This window comes from Achromobacter sp. 1012554356 (genome assembly GCF_059760815.1).
Genome location: NZ_JCBANC010000071.1, coordinates 1 through 16,979 on the forward strand (window position 1 = coordinate 1; position 16,979 = coordinate 16,979).

17 protein-coding genes are annotated in these 16,979 nt (G+C 66.5%); 8 read left to right on the top strand and 9 right to left on the bottom strand.

Annotation, left to right across the window (positions count from 1 at the left end; translation table 11 throughout):
• Positions 1 to 164 precede the first annotated feature (164 nt).
• The 7 genes from AC6LJW_RS25905 (at position 165) to AC6LJW_RS25935 (ending at position 6,436) form a co-directional block, all read left to right on the top strand.
• Positions 165 to 728, top strand: a complete 564-nt coding sequence (locus AC6LJW_RS25905; protein WP_427985909.1) for a 3-hydroxyanthranilate 3,4-dioxygenase — start codon at positions 165 to 167, stop codon at positions 726 to 728.
• Between the two features lies 1 nt (position 729).
• Positions 730 to 1,737 (top strand): amidohydrolase family protein, encoded by a 1,008-nt coding sequence (locus AC6LJW_RS25910; RefSeq protein ID WP_498088653.1) that lies wholly within the window; start codon positions 730 to 732, stop codon positions 1,735 to 1,737.
• A gap of 94 nt (positions 1,738 to 1,831) precedes the next feature.
• A complete protein-coding gene (locus AC6LJW_RS25915; RefSeq protein ID WP_498088655.1) occupies positions 1,832 to 3,007 on the top strand; it encodes an ABC transporter substrate-binding protein in 1,176 nt (391 codons plus the stop codon).
• 40 nt (positions 3,008 to 3,047) lie between these two features.
• Positions 3,048 to 3,968: a branched-chain amino acid ABC transporter permease gene (locus tag AC6LJW_RS25920; protein ID WP_056558791.1), complete on the top strand. Its 921-nt coding sequence runs from the start codon at positions 3,048 to 3,050 to the stop codon at positions 3,966 to 3,968.
• A 13-nt stretch (positions 3,969 to 3,981) separates the two neighbouring features.
• Positions 3,982 to 4,965, top strand: a complete 984-nt coding sequence (locus AC6LJW_RS25925) for a branched-chain amino acid ABC transporter permease (RefSeq protein WP_498088657.1) — start codon at positions 3,982 to 3,984, stop codon at positions 4,963 to 4,965.
• Complete coding sequence (locus AC6LJW_RS25930; RefSeq protein ID WP_498088659.1) at positions 4,962 to 5,729, top strand: ABC transporter ATP-binding protein; 768 nt, start codon at positions 4,962 to 4,964, stop codon at positions 5,727 to 5,729. The genes AC6LJW_RS25925 and AC6LJW_RS25930 overlap by 4 nt, the downstream gene beginning before the upstream one ends.
• The gene (locus AC6LJW_RS25935; protein ID WP_056558800.1) at positions 5,726 to 6,436 is read left to right on the top strand and encodes an ABC transporter ATP-binding protein; all 711 of its coding nucleotides are present in this window, start codon (positions 5,726 to 5,728) and stop codon (positions 6,434 to 6,436) included. Before AC6LJW_RS25930 ends, AC6LJW_RS25935 begins: the two co-directional genes overlap by 4 nt.
• 23 nt (positions 6,437 to 6,459) lie before the next feature.
• On the opposite strand, the gene AC6LJW_RS25940 is transcribed toward AC6LJW_RS25935, so the two are convergent.
• The 9 genes from AC6LJW_RS25940 to AC6LJW_RS25980 form a co-directional block, all read right to left on the bottom strand.
• Positions 6,460 to 7,515, bottom strand: a complete 1,056-nt coding sequence (locus AC6LJW_RS25940; protein ID WP_498088661.1) for an Ldh family oxidoreductase — start codon at positions 7,513 to 7,515, stop codon at positions 6,460 to 6,462.
• A gap of 9 nt (positions 7,516 to 7,524) precedes the next feature.
• A complete protein-coding gene (locus AC6LJW_RS25945) occupies positions 7,525 to 9,045 on the bottom strand; it encodes a mannitol dehydrogenase family protein (RefSeq protein WP_056558805.1) in 1,521 nt (506 codons plus the stop codon).
• Between the two features lie 59 nt (positions 9,046 to 9,104).
• Complete coding sequence (locus AC6LJW_RS25950) at positions 9,105 to 10,640, bottom strand: UxaA family hydrolase (RefSeq protein ID WP_498088663.1); 1,536 nt, start codon at positions 10,638 to 10,640, stop codon at positions 9,105 to 9,107.
• Positions 10,641 to 10,671: 31 nt separating this feature from the next.
• The gene (locus tag AC6LJW_RS25955; protein WP_498088665.1) at positions 10,672 to 11,538 is read right to left on the bottom strand and encodes a fumarylacetoacetate hydrolase family protein; all 867 of its coding nucleotides are present in this window, start codon (positions 11,536 to 11,538) and stop codon (positions 10,672 to 10,674) included.
• Positions 11,539 to 11,569: 31 nt separating this feature from the next.
• The gene (locus tag AC6LJW_RS25960) at positions 11,570 to 12,316 is read right to left on the bottom strand and encodes an SDR family oxidoreductase (protein WP_498088667.1); all 747 of its coding nucleotides are present in this window, start codon (positions 12,314 to 12,316) and stop codon (positions 11,570 to 11,572) included.
• Between the two features lie 12 nt (positions 12,317 to 12,328).
• Positions 12,329 to 13,738 (bottom strand): TRAP transporter large permease, encoded by a 1,410-nt coding sequence (locus tag AC6LJW_RS25965; RefSeq protein ID WP_056558815.1) that lies wholly within the window; start codon positions 13,736 to 13,738, stop codon positions 12,329 to 12,331.
• Positions 13,739 to 13,802: 64 nt separating this feature from the next.
• On the bottom strand, positions 13,803 to 14,429 hold the full coding sequence (locus AC6LJW_RS25970; RefSeq protein WP_427985901.1) for a TRAP transporter small permease: 627 nt from the start codon (positions 14,427 to 14,429) through the stop codon (positions 13,803 to 13,805).
• A 130-nt stretch (positions 14,430 to 14,559) separates the two neighbouring features.
• Positions 14,560 to 15,534 (bottom strand): sialic acid TRAP transporter substrate-binding protein SiaP, encoded by a 975-nt coding sequence (locus tag AC6LJW_RS25975; protein WP_056558818.1) that lies wholly within the window; start codon positions 15,532 to 15,534, stop codon positions 14,560 to 14,562.
• A gap of 139 nt (positions 15,535 to 15,673) precedes the next feature.
• Positions 15,674 to 16,387: a FadR/GntR family transcriptional regulator gene (locus tag AC6LJW_RS25980; protein WP_105240539.1), complete on the bottom strand. Its 714-nt coding sequence runs from the start codon at positions 16,385 to 16,387 to the stop codon at positions 15,674 to 15,676.
• Positions 16,388 to 16,561: 174 nt separating this feature from the next.
• On the opposite strand from AC6LJW_RS25980, the gene AC6LJW_RS25985 reads away from it, so the two are divergent.
• Positions 16,562 to 16,960 (top strand): diacylglycerol kinase, encoded by a 399-nt coding sequence (locus AC6LJW_RS25985; protein ID WP_056325453.1) that lies wholly within the window; start codon positions 16,562 to 16,564, stop codon positions 16,958 to 16,960.
• Positions 16,961 to 16,979: the final 19 nt, after the last annotated feature.

Below are 16,979 nucleotides of genomic sequence, written 5' to 3' on the forward strand. Positions count from 1 at the left end.
TTAAGAACCAACCCCCGCCGCCTTAAGACCCCCCCCAAAAAAAACAAAACAAGGGAAACCCCGCGATAGATAACCCGCATATCCACCCCCACAATTTCTATTGTGCAGCCCCCCGCTCGCCCGCCTAGACTCTCCCTCATCAAGCGACACCCACGGAGTTCCTCATGCCTGCCTACGGCCCGCCGTTGAATTTCCAGCGCTGGATCCAAGACCACGCTCATCTGCTGAAGCCCCCCGTCGGCAACCAGCAAATCTGGCAGGACAGCGACTTCATCGTCACCGTCGTCGGCGGTCCCAATCACCGCACCGACTATCACGACGATCCGCTTGAGGAATTCTTCTATCAAGTCCGCGGCAACGCCTGGCTCTCCCTGTGGATCGACGGCAAACCCGAACGCGTCGACCTGAAGGAAGGCGACATCTTCCTCTTGCCCCCGCACGTCCGCCACTCCCCCCAGCGCCCCGAAACCGACAGCGCCTGTCTCGTCATCGAACGCCAGCGCCCGCAAGGCCTGCTCGACGGATTCGAGTGGTACTGCCCACATTGCGGCCACCTCGTGCATCGCGTCGAAGTCCAGCTCAAAAGCATCGTCACCGACCTGCCTCCCCTCTTCCAGGCCTTCTACGAAAGCCAGAAAAAACGCACCTGCCCCGGCTGCGGCGAAATCCATCCGGGCAAGGGCCAAGCCCCGACCGCGCAACCCACACCCGCCCAGGCATCCACTTAAGATGATCCAGAAAATCGACATGCATGCGCACTTCTTCCCGCCGATCACCCGGCAGGAAGCCGCCGCGCTTGACCCCGTCAATGCGCCCTGGCTGCGTCCGGACGACAACGGTTCCACCGGCCAGATCATGGCAGGCGACCATCCGTTCCGCCCCGTCGATGCCACCCTCTGGGACCCCGCGCTGCGCATCGAACAGATGGACCGTCACGGCGTCGATGTCCAGATCCTGTGCGCCACGCCCATCATGTTCGGCTACACCTACCCCGCGCAGGCTGCCGCCGATTGGGCCGCGCGCATGAACGATCTTGCGCTCGAACATTGCGCCCACGCGCCCACGCGCCTCAAATCCCTGGCCCAAGTTCCCCTGCAGGACCTCGACCTCGCCTGCCGCGAAGCATCGCGATCACGCGCGGCCGGCCACCTGGGCGTGCAGATCGGCAACCACGTCGGCCCGCGCGACCTTGACGACGACACGCTTGTCCAGTTCCTCGTCCACTGCGCCAACGACGACATTCCCGTCCTCGTCCATCCGTGGGACATGATGACCGACGGCCGCATGAAGAAATGGATGCTGCCGTGGCTCGTCGCCATGCCCGCAGAAACCCAGCTCGGCATTCTGTCCCTGATCCTGTCCGGCGCCTTCGAACGCATTCCCCGCAGCCTAAAGCTGTGCTTTGCTCACGGCGGCGGCAGCTTTGCGTACCTGCTCGGCAGAGTCGACAACGCCTGGCGCCATCGCGACATCGTCCGCGAAGACTGCCCGCATCCGCCCTCCTCGTACACCGACCGCTTCTACACCGACAGCGCCGTCTTCGACCCCCGCTCCCTGCGTCTGCTCATCGACGTCATGGGCGAAGACCGCGTCCTGCTCGGCTCCGACTATCCCTATCCCTTGGGCGAGCAAGAAGTCGGCAAGCTCGTCACGCACGCCGACCTCGTGCCCGGCGTGCAGCAGAAGATTTTGTTCCGCAACACGATGACCTTCTTTGGCTTGCAGGCGCAGCAATGACACGCGCTGCAGTGAACCAACGCGCCAGCGAATCCACGCCACCGCGCGCATCACATCCACGACCGTGACACACGGCATAGCAAGGGGAATCACCATGAAACGCATCCATACGCTGGCCGCCGCCGCGGTGCTCGGGCTGTCGCTGAACGCGGCCGCGCAAGCAGACGTCAAGATCGGCCTGCTGACCACGCTGACCGGCCCCGGCTCCGTGCTCGGCCAGGACCAGCTCGACGGCTTCATGCTCGCCGTCGAACAAGGCGGCGGCAAGCTCGGCGGCGTGGCCGTGCAGGTCATCAAGGAAGACGACCAGTTCAAGCCTGAAGTCGGCGTCCAGGCCGCGCGCAAGCTCGTGCAAAGCGACAAGGTGCCCATCATCACCGGCGTCGTCTACTCCAACGTCATGCTCGCCGTCGTGCGGCCCGTGACCAGCGCCGGCGTCTTCCTGGTTGGCTCCAACGCCGGTCCCACCAACCTCGCCGGCAAGGACTGTTCGCCGTATTTCTTCTCCACGTCCTGGAACAACACCCAGCGCCACGAAGGCAGCGGCGAAATGGCCAACCAGATGGGCTTCAAGAAGGTCTATCTGCTGGCCCCCAACTACCAGGCAGGCAAGGACGCCATGGCCGGCTTCAAGCGCTTCTACAAGGGCGATGTCGTCAACGAAGTATTCACGCAGGTCAACCAGCCCGACTATTCCGTCGAACTGGCCGCGCTGGCCGACGCCAAGCCCGACGCCGCGTACGTGTTCTTTCCCGGCGGCATGGGGGTGAACTTCATCAAGCAGTATCGCCAGGCCGGGCTCTTCGGCAAGATCCCGCTGCTGTCGGTGGACACCATCGACGGCGCCACGTTGCCGGCGTTGCAAAAGGACGCGCTGGGCGCCGTCACCAACGTGCCGTATTCGCCCGACCTGGACAACGCCGCCAACAAGACCTTTGCTGAAGCGTTCCGCCAGAAATACGGCCGCGAGCCGTCCAGCTACGCCGCGCAGTCCTATGACGCCGCCCAGTTGATCGGCTCCGCGCTCAAGAAGACCGGCGGCAAGACCGACGACAAGGACGCGTTGCGCAAGGCGCTGGAAGCCGCCGACTTCCAATCGGTGCGCGGCGAGTTCCGCTATCAGCCCAACCACTTCCCCGTGGCCGGATTCTTCCGGGCAGACGTGGCCGAGAACGCCGACGGCAAGGTCGCGTTTGTCAACAAGGGCCCCATCTTCCCCGACCTGTCCAAGGTCTCCGACCAGTACGCCGCCCAGTGCGTCATGAAGTGAAGCGGGCGGCCCAGCCGGCCGCCAGCAAGGGGGTGTAGCCATGTCCACGACGCTGCTGCTGGTGCAGGCCTTGAACGGCCTGCAACTCGGCATCCTGCTGTTTCTGCTGGCCGCCGGTCTGACACTGGTGTTCGGCATCATGAATTTCATCAACCTGGCGCACGGGTCGCTGTACATGATGGGTGCGTTCATCGCGGCCACCGTGTTCCGGCACACCGGCTCGTTCCTGCTGGCCGCCGCTGCGGTCGTCGCGGGCATGGCCGCGCTGGGGCTGTTGCTGGACCGGATCGCGCTGGCGCGGCTATATCCGCGCGATCACCTGGACCAGGTGCTGGCCACGTTCGGTTTCATCCTGTTCTTCAACGAGCTCACCCGCATTCTGTGGGGACCCGCGCCGATCAGCATGGGGCTGCCTTCCTGGCTGTCCGGCACCATCGACATCCTGGGCGTCACGTATCCGCTGTACCGGTTTCTCATCATCGTGGTCGGGCTGGTGGTCGCGGCGGGGTGTTACCTGCTCATCCATCGCACTCGGCTCGGCATGCTGATCCGCGCCGGGTCCACCGACCGCATGATGGTCGGCGCGCTGGGTGTGAACATCGCGCGCCTGAACACGCTGCTGTTCGTGCTGGGCGCCGTGCTGGCGGGCCTGGCCGGGCTGATGGCCGGCCCCATCCTGTCCGCGCAGACCGGCATGGGCGAACCCATCCTGATCCTGACGCTGGTGGTCATCGTGATCGGCGGCATCGGCTCCGTGCGCGGCGCATTCCTGGCCGCGTTGATGGTCGGGCTGATCGACACGCTGGGACGCGCGCTGCTGCCGACGCTGCTGCGCGCAGCCCTGCCCCCGGCAGCGGCCAATGCCGCAGGCCCCGCCATCGCGTCGATGCTGATCTACATCGTCATGGCGCTGGTGCTGGCGATGCGGCCGCAGGGCCTCTTTCCCGTCAGGCACGGATAAGGACGCCGACGCCATGTTCACGCTATCTCCCCGCACGCTGGCCGCCGCCGCGCTGCTGTTCTTGTTCGCCCTGGTGCCCGTGTATGCGCAGTGGCAGGGCGAACCGTTTCTGCTGGCGCTGTTCGGCCGCGTGCTGGTTTACGGCATCGCGGCGCTGGCGCTGAATCTGCTGCTGGGCTACGGCGGCATGGTGAGCTTCGGCCATGCGCTGTATCTGGGCCTGGGCGCGTATTCCGTCGGCGTGCTGTCGCACTACGGCATCGAAAGCGGCTGGCTGCATTTGGCCGGCGCCATCGGCGCGTGCGCGGCCGTCGGGCTGGTCAGCGGCTATGTGGTCATGCGCACCAACGGCATCGCGTTCATCATGATCACGCTGGCCTTCGCGCAGATGTTCTATTTTCTGGCGACGGGGCTAGAAGGCTTTGGCGGCGACGACGGCATGTCGCTCTTTGCCGGCAGCGACTTTGGCCTCTTCCGGCTGGACACGCCGCTCGCGCTGTATTGCACGGCCTTCGGCGTGCTGCTGCTGGTGCTGTGGCTGATGCACCGGCTGATCCACGCGCCCTTCGGCATGGCCCTGCGCGGCTGCCAGGCCAACGAGCGCCGCATGCGCGCGCTGGGCTTTCCCACGCTGCGCTACCGGCTTGCCGCCTATGTGATTTCCGCCGTCATCTGCGGCGTGGCGGGCGTGCTGCTGGCGAACCTCACCATGTACGTCTCGCCGTCCTACCTGGCGTGGACCACGTCGGGCGAACTGATTGTGATGGTCGCGCTGGGCGGCCTGGGCACGCTGTTCGGTCCGGTGGCCGGCGCGCTGGCGTTTCTGCTGCTGGAAGAAGGCTTGAAGCTCATCACCGATCACTGGATGCTGGTCATGGGCCTGTTGATCGTCGGCGTGGTGCTCGCCTCGCGGCGCGGCGTCTACGGCAGTCTGTCGGCAACACCGTGGTGCATGCCTCGCAGGGCGGCGCGCCATACCTCCGGAGAGCCGCAATGAGCGCCCTGCGCATCGAAAACCTGGAAAAGCGCTACGGCGGGCTGACGGTCACCGACAAGCTATCGCTGGACGTGGCCAGCGGCGAGCTGCACGCCGTGATCGGCCCCAACGGCGCCGGCAAGACCACGCTGATCGGGCAACTGAGCGGCGAACTGCGGCCCGACGCCGGACGCGTGCTGCTCGACGGCAAGGACGTCACGCGCATGCCGGTGGAAAAGCGCGTGCGCCACGGCCTGGCGCGCTCTTATCAGATCACCTCGGTCTTCAAGCCCTTCACCGCGCTGGAGAACGTGGCGATGGCAGTGCAGGCGCGGCGCGGCCACAGCTTCCGGTTCTGGCGGCCCGTGCTGTCCACACCGGCGTTGACCGGCCCCGCCCGCGAGGCGCTGGCCCTGGCCGGCCTGTTGGCGCGTGAGAACACGCCGGCCAGCGACCTTGCCCACGGCGAACTGCGCCAGCTCGAACTGGCGATGGTGCTGGCGTGCCAGCCGTCGCTGCTGCTGCTGGACGAACCCATGGCGGGCATGAGCCAGCACGAGTCCGAGGCCATGACCCGGTTGCTGCTGTCGCTGCGCGGCCGCTACACGATATTGCTGGTGGAGCACGACATGCAGGCCGTCTTTGCCCTGTCCGACCGCATCACCGTGCTGGTGTACGGCCGCGCGCTCGCGTGCGGCACTGCGGACCAGATCCGCGACGATCCGCAGGTCCGTGAATGCTATCTGGGCAGCGAGCGCGGCCGCCCCCGGGAGGCGCGCGCATGACCGCCCTGCTCTCGCTGCGCGGTGTCACCGCGCACTACGGCGCCAGCCAGGCGCTCTTCGGCATCGACCTGGACATCGCGCCCGGCGAATTCGTGACCCTGCTCGGACGCAACGGCATGGGCAAGTCCACCACCGTCAAGGCGGTGATGGGCCTGAACCCCGCCTCGCGCGGCGCCATCAGCTTCGACGGCGCGGACATCAGCCGCCTGCCGTCCTACAAGGTGGCGCAGTGCGGCATCGGGCTGGTGCCTGAAGGCCGCCATGTCTTTCCCAATCTGTCCGTGCGCGAGAACCTGGTGGCCACCGCGCACAACCGGCAAGGCGCGGCGCAGCCCTGGACGCTGGAGCGCGTGTACGCGCTGTTCCCGCGCCTGTCCGAACGCGCCAAGCACCTGGGCAGCCACTTGTCGGGCGGAGAACAGCAGATGCTGGCCATCGGCCGCGCACTGCTCACCAATCCCCGGCTGCTGATTCTGGATGAGGCCACCGAAGGGCTCGCGCCCGTGGTGCGTGAAGAAATCTGGGCCGCGCTGGATACGCTGAAGCAGACCGGTTTGGCCGTGCTGTGCATCGACAAGAACCTGGAGCCGCTGCTGGCCACTGCCGACCGCCACGCCATCGTGGAGAAGGGGCGTGTGGCGTGGACCGGCACGTCGCGGGAGTTCCTGGACGACGAGGCCCGGCTGCTGCAGTACCTGGGGGTGTAGGAGCAGGCCCGAGGATTGCGCAGCTACGCCTGACGAGTCGCCGGCAGCGCCACGCCCAGCCGGCGGCTCCAGTCCGCCATCTCGTCCCACAGCGCGGGCGGCACGGGCAGGCCAAGCCGCTGCCGTTCCCGCTCATGCTCCGCCTCCGGATCGCCAGGCATGCGGGGCGCGCCCGGCGCCTGTGACAGCTCGACCGCCATCCCCGCCACCACCGTGGCCAGCGCCGCCCCACCGGCAAAGCGCGCCGGGTCGATGACGATGAAGAACGCGCCCAGCTCGCGCGGCTGGTCCAGCGCCTCGTACATCGACGAGATATGCGGGCCGAATGGATTGCCGTTGAGCGGTCCGCACAGCAACTCGACCATCATCGCAAGGCCATACCCCTTGTAGCCGTATTCCTCGCCACCCAGCGGGCGCAAAGCGCGCGCGGCCTGCGCGTCGGTGCAGTCCGCTCCGTTCTCGTCCAGCGCCACGCCCGCCGGCAACGCCAAGCCATCGCGCCGCGCGTTCATGACGCGGTTCCAAGGGATGGAGGTCGTGGCCATGTCCAGGCACAACGGCGCCCCGTCCGCGCGCGGAAACGCCAGCGATAGGGGATTGGTGCCGAAGAAGGCTTCGCGCCCGCCAAAGGGCGCGGCGACCGAGTCCGAATGCGTGAAGGCGATGCCGATCAAACCCTGCCTGGCTGCCGCGCGGCTGTAGAGCCCGATCGCCCCGCAATGCGAGGAGTCGCTGACGCCGACCGCCGCCACGCCGGCGTCGCGGGCCAGCTCGATGGCCAGCGCATTGGCCCGATGCGCCACCACGATGCCCTGCCCCCGGCCCCCGTGGACCTGTGCCGTGCCCGGCCCCGAGCGCGCGACGCGGACGTCAGGCCTGGCGAGGATCGAGCCGTGCGCCACACGATTCAGGTAGTGCGGCAGCCGCGCGATGCCGTGCGAATCGATGCCCCACAGACTGGTCTGCGCCAAGCTGTGCGCCAGGCAGCGCGCATCGTCCTCGGGAAAATCCTGCGCAAGCAGGCACGCCTCAGCCCAGCGTTCCCATTCGTCGGCGGTCACGCGGCTGTCGGCGTCCATGCTTGTCTCCTAGGTGGCCGCCTGCACGGCGTGGAGCACGCCGTGTTCGCGCAGCGTTTCAAGATGTTTGGTCAGGCATTCGACGAACGCGGGCGAATCGCCCAGGTCGCCGAACACGGGTTTGAAGCGCGCCAGCACCGTCGCGCGCCGCTGCGCCGCCTGCGACGGCTTGGCGGCATGCGCGGCCACCTCGGCGCGCGACAGCAGGCGGTCCAGCCGCGCCGCGATCGGATCCTGGATGGCGTACGCGCTGCCCTGTTCGTCTTCGCCGCGCAGGTAGTTCAGCCACGCGGCCACCGCCAGGCACAGGCGATCGATGCCATGGCCAGCGCGCAGGCGGTCTCGGATCGTGTCCAGCAGGCGTTGCGGCAGCTTTTGCGACCCGTCCATGGCGATCTGCGGCAGCGGATGCGGCAGCGCAGGGTTGGAAATCCGCTCCAGGAACCGCAGGCGGTACTCCACCAGCCCCGCATCGGGAATGCCGCGCAACGTCGGCGCAATTTCCTCGCGCATCATGGCTTCGACGAACGCGCGCAGCGCCGGGGTATTGGCGGCGTCGGCCATCGTATGCAGGCCCAGCGCCGCGCCCAGATACGCCAAAGCCGAATGCGGCCCGCTGACCATTCGCAGCTTCAGGCGTTCGTAGGGCGCCGCGTTGCGCACGAAGGTCGCGCCGCCCTGCGCGTCCCAGGCGGGGCGGCCGGCGGCAAACTTGTCTTCGATCACCCAGTTCAGATAGGGCTCGCCCAGCACCGGCCAGGCGTCCTCGACGCCCAGGCGCTCGGCGATCCGCTGGCGGTCCTGGTCTTCGGTGGCCGGCACGATGCGGTCGACCATGGAGTTCGGGAACGTGCAGTTGCGGTCGATCCAGTCGGCCAGCGTCACGTCCACCCGCAGCGCAAACGCCAGGACCAGGCTGCGCAGCGTATCGCCGTTGCCCCGCAGGTTGTCGCACGACATCAGCGTGATCGGCGGCAGGCCGCGCTCGCGGCGCAGGGCCAAACCATGGACCAGGATGCCGATGGTGCTGCGTGGCCGGATGGGGTTTTCCAGGTCGTGCAGGATGTCCGGATCGTCCCAGCGCAGGTGGCCGGTGGCCGGTTCGTGGCTGTAGCCCTTTTCCGTGACGGTCAGGCTGACGATGCGGGTCTGCGGGTACGCGATGCGTTCCAGGACCGCGTTGGGGTCCTCGTCGGCCACCATCACGCGCAGCACGGAGCCCACGATGCGCAGTTGTTCCCGGTCCTGGCCGTCCGGGCCGGCGTCGCGCACGGCAAGGGTGTACAGGCCGTCCTGCGGCGTCAGCGCATCGCGCGTGGCCGAGTGACGCAGGGATACGCCCAGGATGCCCCAGCTGAGGTCGCCGCTGGACTGCATGGCCTGGTCCGTGACCACCGCCTGATGCGCCCGGTGAAAGGCACCCAGTCCCAGGTGGACGATGCCCGGCGTCAACCGGCTGCGGTCGTAGCTGGGCTTTTCCACGTCAGCGGGAAGACGCGGCAATGACTCGGAATTCAGACGTTCAAGCATGGGTGCGCAATGCCTAAAAGGGGCGACGCCAGGGTATAGCACGCCCCGAGCCGTCTTCGCTACATCACCGCGCCAAGTTGCCACGGAACGAATTCGTTTTGCCCGTAGCCGTGCGTCTCGCTGCGGGTGCGCCGGCCCGACGCCGTCTGCAGCATGAGCTGGAAAATGCGTTCGCCCATCTGCGCCACACTTTGCGCGCCGTCGACCACTTCACCGCAATTGATGTCAATGTCGTCAGCCTGGCGCTGCCACAGCGCCGTGTTGGTGGACAGCTTGAGCGACGGTGCGGGCGCGCAGCCATAGGCGGACCCGCGGCCGGTGGTAAAGCAGATCAGGTTCGCGCCCCCGGCCACCTGCCCGGTGGCCGACACCGGGTCGTAGCCCGGCGTGTCCATGAAGACCAACCCGCGGGTGTGCACGGGTTCGGCGTATTCGTAAACGTCGGTGAGGTTGGTCGTGCCGCTCTTGGCGATGGCGCCAAGCGATTTTTCCAGAATGGTGGTCAGGCCGCCCGCCTTGTTGCCGGCCGAGGGGTTGTTGTCCATCTCGGCGTCGTTGCGGGCGCAATAGTCTTCCCACCAGCGCACGCGCGCCAGCAGCTTTTCGGCCACGGCGGGCGTCTGCGCCCGGCGCGTCAAAAGGTGTTCGCCGCCGTAGATCTCGGGCGTCTCGGACAGGATCGCCGTGCCGCCGTGGCGCACCAGCAGGTCCACCGCCGCGCCCAGCGCCGGGTTGGCGCTGATGCCGGAATAGCCGTCCGACCCGCCGCACTGCAGGCCCACGGTCAGGTGGCTGGCGGGCACGGCCTGGCGTTCGACGCGGTTGGCCTGCTCCAGCATGCGCTCCACAAGTTCGATCCCGCGCGCCACCGTCTTGCGCGTGCCGCCCGTGTCCTGGATGTTGAACGTATGCAGCATGCCGCTTTCGCGCAGATGCTCCTGTTCCATCAGCCCGCCAATCTGGTTGGTCTCGCAGCCCAGCCCCACGACCATCAGCCCGCCAAAGTTGGCATGGCGCGCGTAGCCGCCCAGCGTGCGCCGCAGCACGCGCAGCGGTTCGCCGTCGCTGCCGGTGGCACAGCCCGCGCCGTGGGTCAGCGCCACGACGCCGTCCACATTCGGACAGGCGGCCAACGCCTCGGGCCGGATGTCGCGCCGGAAGTGGTCCGCGATGGCGCGGGCCACCGTGGCCGAACAATTCACGCTGGTCAGGATGCCGATGTAGTTGCGGGTGGCGATGCGGCCGTCGGCGCGCACGATGCCGTCGAACATGGCCGGCGAGTCCACGAAATCGGTCGGCCGCGCGTCCTGCCCAACGGCGTAGTCGCGCTCGAAATCCGAGAACTCCAGATTCTGGCTATGCACGTGCTGGCCGGGCGCGATGTCCTGCCGCGCCACGCCAATGATCTGGTTGTAGCGGCGCACCGGCTCGCCGGCCGCGATGGCGCGCACCGCCACCTTGTGGCCGGGGGGCACCAGCCCCACGACCGTCACGCCCTCGCCTTCCAGCCGCGTCCCGCTGACAAGCTGGCGCCGGGCGATCACCACGTTGTCCGCCGGGTGGATGCGTATGACTGCGGTATCGGTCTGCGACATGAGGACTCCGGAAGGCAAGAAGGCGCAGGGATCAGCCGTCGATCAGCGCGGGATCCCAGGCATGGACGCGCTGACGCTGTTCGCCCAGCCCCGCGATGCCGAGTTTCATTTCGTCGCCCGCCTTCAGGTAGACGGGCGCGGGCTTCTGGCCCATGCCCACGCCGGGCGGCGTACCGGTGCTGATGAGGTCACCCGGATACAGCGTCATGAAGCGGCTGACGTACGACACCAGTTGCGCCACGCCGAACACCATGGTGCGGGTGCTGCCGTTCTGGTAGCGCTTGCCATTGACCTCAAGCCACATCTCCAGGTCCTGCGGATTCGGCACTTCATCGGCCGTCGCCAGCCACGGGCCGATCGGGCCGAACGTGTCGCAGCCCTTGCCCTTGTCCCAGGTGCCGCCGCGTTCGATCTGGTACTCGCGCTCGGACACATCATTGACCACGCAGTAGCCGGCCACGTGCTTCATGGCGTCGGCTTCGCTGACATAGCGAGCCTTCTCGCCGATCACCACGCCCAGCTCGACCTCCCAGTCGGTCTTGACCGAGTCCTGCGGCAGCACGACCGCATCGTTGCAGCCCACCACGGCCGACGTCGTCTTCATGAAGATGACGGGTTCGGCCGGCACAGGCAGCCCGGACTCGGCGGCGTGATCCGCGTAGTTCAGGCCGATGCAGATGAACTTGCCCATGCCGGACCACGGCGGGGCCACACGGCCCGGTTGCGCCACCAGCGGCAGCGACGCCGGATCCAGCGCGCGCAGTTCCGCCAGCTTGGCGGGCACGAGCGTCTGCGCAGTGATGTCGGCAATGACGGACGACAGGTCGCGGACCTGGCCCTGCGCATCGATCAGCGCGGGCTTTTCTGCGCCCTTGGCGCCATATCGCATCAGTTTCATAGCGGTTTCCTTGTTGCTGGAAAAGAAGATTTCAATTGGACCAGCCGCCGTCGATGACTTGCGCGGTGCCGGTGGTGAAGGCGGATTCGTCGCTGGCAAGATACACCGCCAGCGCGGCGATCTCTTCGGCCCGGCCGATGCGGCCCATCGGCTGGCGCGCGGTGAAGGCGGCCTCGACCGCCGCGACCGGCTGTCCGCCGGCCAGCGCCTGCGCGTCGATGCGCTGGCGAAGAGACGGCGACTCGACCGTGCCCGGGCAGATCGCGTTGCAGCGGATGCCCTGGCCCACGTAGTCGGCGGCGACCGCCTTGGTCAGCCCGATGACGGCTGCCTTGGTGGCGCCGTAAGCGCAGCGGTTGGGCGCGCCCTTGATGCTGCCGGCCACGGACGCCATGTTGACGATCGACCCCGAGCCGCGCGCCAGCATGGCCGGCAGGCACGACCGGATCAGCAGATACATGGATCGCACGTTCAGGTTGAACGAAAAGTCCCAGGCATCTTCGTCGCAATCCAGGATGGTGCCGGCATGCACGAAGCCCGCGCCATTGAACAGCACATCGACCGCGCCCGCGTCCTGCGCCAGCGCGCGCACCGCACGGGCGTCGGTCACGTCCAGCACCTGCGTGCGGCAACCGGACAGGGTTTCCAACGCGGCGCCGTTCAGATCCACGGCCAGCACGTCGGCGCCCTCGTGTACGTAGGCCAGCGCCACGGCGCGGCCGATGCCCTGCCCAGCGGCGGTGACGATGGCGGTCTTGCCTTGCAGTCTTCCTGACATGTTCGCGGTTCCTTATTTGCCGGCCATGCCCATTGCGGTGGGCAGCCACAGGGTGATCTGGGGGATGTAGGTGATGGCGATCAGGGCCACGAACAGCGGCACCAGCCACGGCAGGATGGCCATCGTGGTGCGCTCGACCGACAGCTTGGCCACCCGCGCCAGCACGAACAGCACCATGCCCATGGGCGGATGCAACAGGCCGATCATCAGGTTCAGCGTCATGATCAGCCCGAAGTGGATCGGGTCGATGCCCAGCTTCAGGACGATCGGCAGCAGGATCGGCACCAGGATGGTGATGGCCGCGATGGTGTCGATGAAGCAGCCCACGATCAGGATCAGGATGTTCGCCATCAGCAGGAACACCCACTTGTTCTGCGTCACGCTCAGGATCGCGTCCGTCAGCGCCTGCGCCGCCTGCGTCGTGGTCAGCAGCCACGCAAACACCGAGGCGGCCGTCACGATGAACAGGACCGATGCGGTGGTCTCGATGGTGTCGAACGAGGCCTTGGCCAGCGTCTTGAACGTCATGGACCGATAGCGCACCAGCCCCAGGAACAGCGCCCAGATCACGGCGGCCACTGCGGCTTCCGTGGGCGTGAACCAACCCAGCGTCATGCCGCCGATCAGGATCACGGGTGCCATCAGCGCCATGACGGCCGAGAAGTTGAACTTCCAGTCCAGCAGCAGCAAGGCCGCGAACGAAATGCCGGTGGCGACGTTGGGCGACACGCCCGCCAGCGTCATCAGCCAGATCGACAGCGGAAACGCCAGCACGATCAGCACTTCCAGTCCCGCGCCGCCCAGCCGCTTCCAGTTGAAGGCCACGTCGCCGCCCCAGTTGTTGCGGCGCGCGTAGTACGCAACGGTGAGCATCATCAGGATGGTCAGCACCAGGCCGGGGATCAGGCCGGCCAGGAACAGCGATCCGATCGACACGTTGGCCATCATGCCGTAGATGACGAACGGCAGCGACGGCGGAATGATGGGACCCAGCGTGGCCGACGCGGCCGTCACCCCGACCGCGAACTCGGTCTGGTAGCCGTGGTCCTTCATGGCCTTGATCTCGATGGTTCCCAGGCCCGCGGCGTCGGCAATGGCGGTGCCGGACATGCCGGCAAACACGACCGAGCCGATGATGTTCACCTGCCCCAGCCCGCCGCGCATCCAGCCCACCAGCGCCACCGCGAAGTTGTAGATGCGGCCCGTGATGCCGGCGATGTTCATCAGATTGCCGGCCAGGATGAAGAACGGCACGGCCAGCAGCGGAAACGACTCGACGCCCGCGATCATGCGCTGCGCGATGACCACGTCCGGCACGCTGCCGGAAATCAGGATGAACAGCAGGGACGCGCCCGCCATCGAGACCGCCACCGGCAGCCCCATGATCATCAACAGCAGAAAGGTTCCTATCAGGGTGCCCATGTATCGCTCCTGGCAAGGCACTGCGGATTCGGGGAAGTTATGTCCAGCGATTCAGTGCAGCGCTTCAATCCAGCGACTCATAGGCCGCCGGATTCTCCAGGATCGAATAGCCCTGCCGCCAGTTCTGCACAGACACCTGCAGCGACCGCAGGAACATCATCGCGAACCCCGCCAGCGCCACCCAGTACACGTAGGACTTGTTCCAGAACAGCGTGGTCATGGGCTCGTCGCCCACCAGCACGATGTAGCGGTACGTCAGCCACACTGCATAGCCGAAGAAGGCCGTGCGCAGGATGTCGATCAGCGTGGACAGCACGCGGCCGATGGGCTTGGGCAGGTAGCGGTAAAGAAAGTCCACCTGGATATGGCGGCACGCGCGCACGCACATGGCCGATCCCAGAAACACCACGCCGATCAGGCAGTACACCGCCAGTTCCTCGGTCCAGGCGTACGAGTCGTTCAGCACGTAGCGCGAAAAGAACTGCAGGAAGACCAGCAGCGCCATCGCCCAGAACATGGCCAGACAGATCCAGTCTTCCGGCTGGTAGCCGGCTAGGCTGACTTCGTGGTGATCGGCTTCCTCGAAGCTCTGGACGATCTCGTCCACCGAGGCGACGTGATGCGGGCCGGGCGGCTCGTCCGGCTGATGGCTGACGGCCGCCATCGTCGCGGCCTTCGCGTTGGTGTGCATGGAGTTCCCCTCGTACGGGATCGGTCAAGAGATCGGGTCAGGCGATTGCCGGAAGCGATGCGGTCAGGCGCTGCATTCAGGCGATGCATTCAGGCGCAGCGGGCCGCGGCGGCGGCCCGCCCGCCGGGGCTCACTTCACCGCCTGGATCTTTTCCCAGTCCGATTGCTCGTAGCCGTACTGCTTGAACGGCACCTTCTCCAGCACGGTGGTGCGGAAGTCGTCGATGTTGACCTCGGCCACCGTCAGGCCGCGCTGCTTGAACACGTCAACCATCTTTTTCTCGGACGCGGCCACCTCGGCCGATGCCTTTTCCGCGGCCTGCTGCGCGACCTCGGCGAAGATCTTCTTGTCCTCGTCCGACAGGCTCTTCCAGAGCTTGCCGGAGATCACGGTGTTCAGGTGATCGACAATGTGGCCCGTGAGGATGATGTTCTTCTGCACCTCGTAGAACTTCTTGGCCTCGATCGTGGTCAGCGGATTCTCCTGCGCCTCGACCGTGCCGTTCTGCAGGGCCAGGTAGACCTCGGCAAACGCGATGGGCGCGGTGTTGGCGCCACAGGCACGCGGCATGGCCAGGTAGGCGGCCACGTCCGGCACGCGGATCTTCAGGCCCTTCATCTCGCTGCACTTGGTGAACGGTTTGTTGGACGTCGTCTGCCGCGTACCGTAGTACGTGGTCGCGACGATGTGATTGCCGCTCTTTTCGTCGTAGCCGCGCGTGAGCTCCTTGTAGATGTCGCTCTTGGTGTAGGCGATCAGGTGCTCGGGGCTGCGGAAGGTGTAGGGATAGTAGGTGACGCCGATGCGCGGAAAACTCTTGGCCGCGAAGCTGGACCCGGAAATGATCATGTCGACCGTGCCGAGCGTCAGGCCCTGGTTGATGTCGTTTTCCTTGCCCAGTTGCGAGGCCGGATAGACATCGATGTGATAGCGCCCGTTGGTGCGCTTCTCGATCTCCTGGGCGGCCCACACCGACGAGGTATGGAACGGCTCGGACGTCTCGTACACGTGCGCCCATTTCAGTTTGGTCTGCGCCAGTGCAGAGCCGCTGACGGCTAGCGCGACGGCGGCAAACAGCACTTTGATAGCGTTGCTCGGCTTCATGTTGTCTCCTCTCTTTGAGGTGGCGGGCTCGGCGGCCTCGCGTCATGTTTTACATATGGAGTTCACCTACTGGAGCTGCACCTTCGTACTGCGACTGCGATTTGCCATCGGCGCCCGTCGCGGGCGCCGGCAGCCATTGCTATTCAGCGCGCAACGCTTCGGCCGCGCCGGGCCAGCTGGCCATCAGGCGGTCGTACGAGCAGGAAAGATGGTCACGCATAGCGGCCCGCGCGCCTTGTTCATCACCGGCCGCGATGGCGTCGATGACGCGGCGGTGTTCCGTGATGGCGACGGCCCAGCTGTCGGAATTTTCGAAGTAATCGCCCAGCTTCACGGAAAGCGGGTTGTGGCGTTCGTCGAAGAGTTCGCCCACGACGCGCACCAGCACGGCGTTGTTGGCCATTTCAGCCACGCGCAGGTGAAACAGGCGGTCGCCGCGGATGGGCACGCTGCCTGCCCGCGCCTCGTCTTCCATGGCGTCGACGGCTTCGCGCAGGCCTTCCACCAGCGCGGGCACCGGATTGAGCGCGGCCTGCGCGGCCAGCTCGCTTTCGATGGTGCGGCGGGCGCGGATGGTTTCAAGAGGGCTTTCGGCGGTCAGGCTGGCGCGCGGCGCGCCGCCCGGGCTTTGCACATACACACCCGAGCCCATGCGCACTTCCACCCAGCCTTCGACCTCAAGGGCGATCAACGCCTCGCGCACCGATGGCCGCGACACGCCCAGCTTCAGCGCAAGGTCGCGCTCGGGCGGCAGGCGCGCACCGGCCGGAAACTCGCCGGCCTCGATCAGCAGGCGAAGCTGATCGGCGATCTGGCGATACAGGCGGCGAGGTTCGATAGTCTGAATCGGCATGAAAGAAGACAGCTCGATGACAGGACGAAACGGTAAAGTGGCCTTACCAATTGACCAGAATCCTGCGCCTGCTGCCGTTGGGTCACAATTAGGGTTTGCCCATAGGCACGTGGTGTGCCACGCGGGCAACCCTTATCTGTTAAAAAGCCGCCACCACGGCTTTCTTCCGATTCCATGACCCACGATCCGCAACACTCGCCCTTCAAGAGCACCGGCGGCGCGCGCCGCATCCTCAATGCGCTGCGCTATTCCTGGCAGGGCCTGAAGGCGGCCGTCAAATATGAGGCGGCCTTCAGGCAGGAACTGGCCCTGGCCGTGCTGATGATTCCGGCGGCGTTCTTTCTGGGCCGCACCACGGTCGAAGTGTTCTTCCTGGTGGGCGTGGTGGTCATGGTGCTGGCGGCGGAACTGCTCAATTCCGCCATCGAAGCGCTAGCCGATGCGCTGTCCGTCGAACGCCACCCCCTTTTGGGGCGGGCCAAGGACCTGGGCAGCGCGGCGGTGATGCTGCTGCTGATATTCGCCGGAACGGTCTGGGTGGGGGTGGCCATCAGCCGTTTCGTCATGCATTGACACGGGTTCGCACCGCGAC

What these genes read in the sequence shown, in the direction of transcription:
- AC6LJW_RS25985 (WP_056325453.1), top strand. Translation starts at nt 16,562, where the DNA reads ATGACCCACGATCCGCAACACTCGCCCTTCAAGAGCACCGGCGGCGCG.
- AC6LJW_RS25915 (WP_498088655.1), top strand. Translation starts at nt 1,832, where the DNA reads ATGAAACGCATCCATACGCTGGCCGCCGCCGCGGTGCTCGGGCTGTCG.
- AC6LJW_RS25965 (WP_056558815.1), bottom strand. Translation starts at nt 13,738, where the DNA reads ATGGGCACCCTGATAGGAACCTTTCTGCTGTTGATGATCATGGGGCTG.
- AC6LJW_RS25955 (WP_498088665.1), bottom strand. Translation starts at nt 11,538, where the DNA reads ATGAAACTGATGCGATATGGCGCCAAGGGCGCAGAAAAGCCCGCGCTG.
- AC6LJW_RS25920 (WP_056558791.1), top strand. Translation starts at nt 3,048, where the DNA reads ATGTCCACGACGCTGCTGCTGGTGCAGGCCTTGAACGGCCTGCAACTC.
- AC6LJW_RS25980 (WP_105240539.1), bottom strand. Translation starts at nt 16,387, where the DNA reads ATGCCGATTCAGACTATCGAACCTCGCCGCCTGTATCGCCAGATCGCC.
- AC6LJW_RS25940 (WP_498088661.1), bottom strand. Translation starts at nt 7,515, where the DNA reads ATGGACGCCGACAGCCGCGTGACCGCCGACGAATGGGAACGCTGGGCT.
- AC6LJW_RS25970 (WP_427985901.1), bottom strand. Translation starts at nt 14,429, where the DNA reads ATGCACACCAACGCGAAGGCCGCGACGATGGCGGCCGTCAGCCATCAG.
- AC6LJW_RS25930 (WP_498088659.1), top strand. Translation starts at nt 4,962, where the DNA reads ATGAGCGCCCTGCGCATCGAAAACCTGGAAAAGCGCTACGGCGGGCTG.
- AC6LJW_RS25910 (WP_498088653.1), top strand. Translation starts at nt 730, where the DNA reads ATGATCCAGAAAATCGACATGCATGCGCACTTCTTCCCGCCGATCACC.
- AC6LJW_RS25935 (WP_056558800.1), top strand. Translation starts at nt 5,726, where the DNA reads ATGACCGCCCTGCTCTCGCTGCGCGGTGTCACCGCGCACTACGGCGCC.
- AC6LJW_RS25925 (WP_498088657.1), top strand. Translation starts at nt 3,982, where the DNA reads ATGTTCACGCTATCTCCCCGCACGCTGGCCGCCGCCGCGCTGCTGTTC.
- AC6LJW_RS25960 (WP_498088667.1), bottom strand. Translation starts at nt 12,316, where the DNA reads ATGTCAGGAAGACTGCAAGGCAAGACCGCCATCGTCACCGCCGCTGGG.
- AC6LJW_RS25905 (WP_427985909.1), top strand. Translation starts at nt 165, where the DNA reads ATGCCTGCCTACGGCCCGCCGTTGAATTTCCAGCGCTGGATCCAAGAC.
- AC6LJW_RS25945 (WP_056558805.1), bottom strand. Translation starts at nt 9,045, where the DNA reads ATGCTTGAACGTCTGAATTCCGAGTCATTGCCGCGTCTTCCCGCTGAC.
- AC6LJW_RS25950 (WP_498088663.1), bottom strand. Translation starts at nt 10,640, where the DNA reads ATGTCGCAGACCGATACCGCAGTCATACGCATCCACCCGGCGGACAAC.
- AC6LJW_RS25975 (WP_056558818.1), bottom strand. Translation starts at nt 15,534, where the DNA reads ATGAAGCCGAGCAACGCTATCAAAGTGCTGTTTGCCGCCGTCGCGCTA.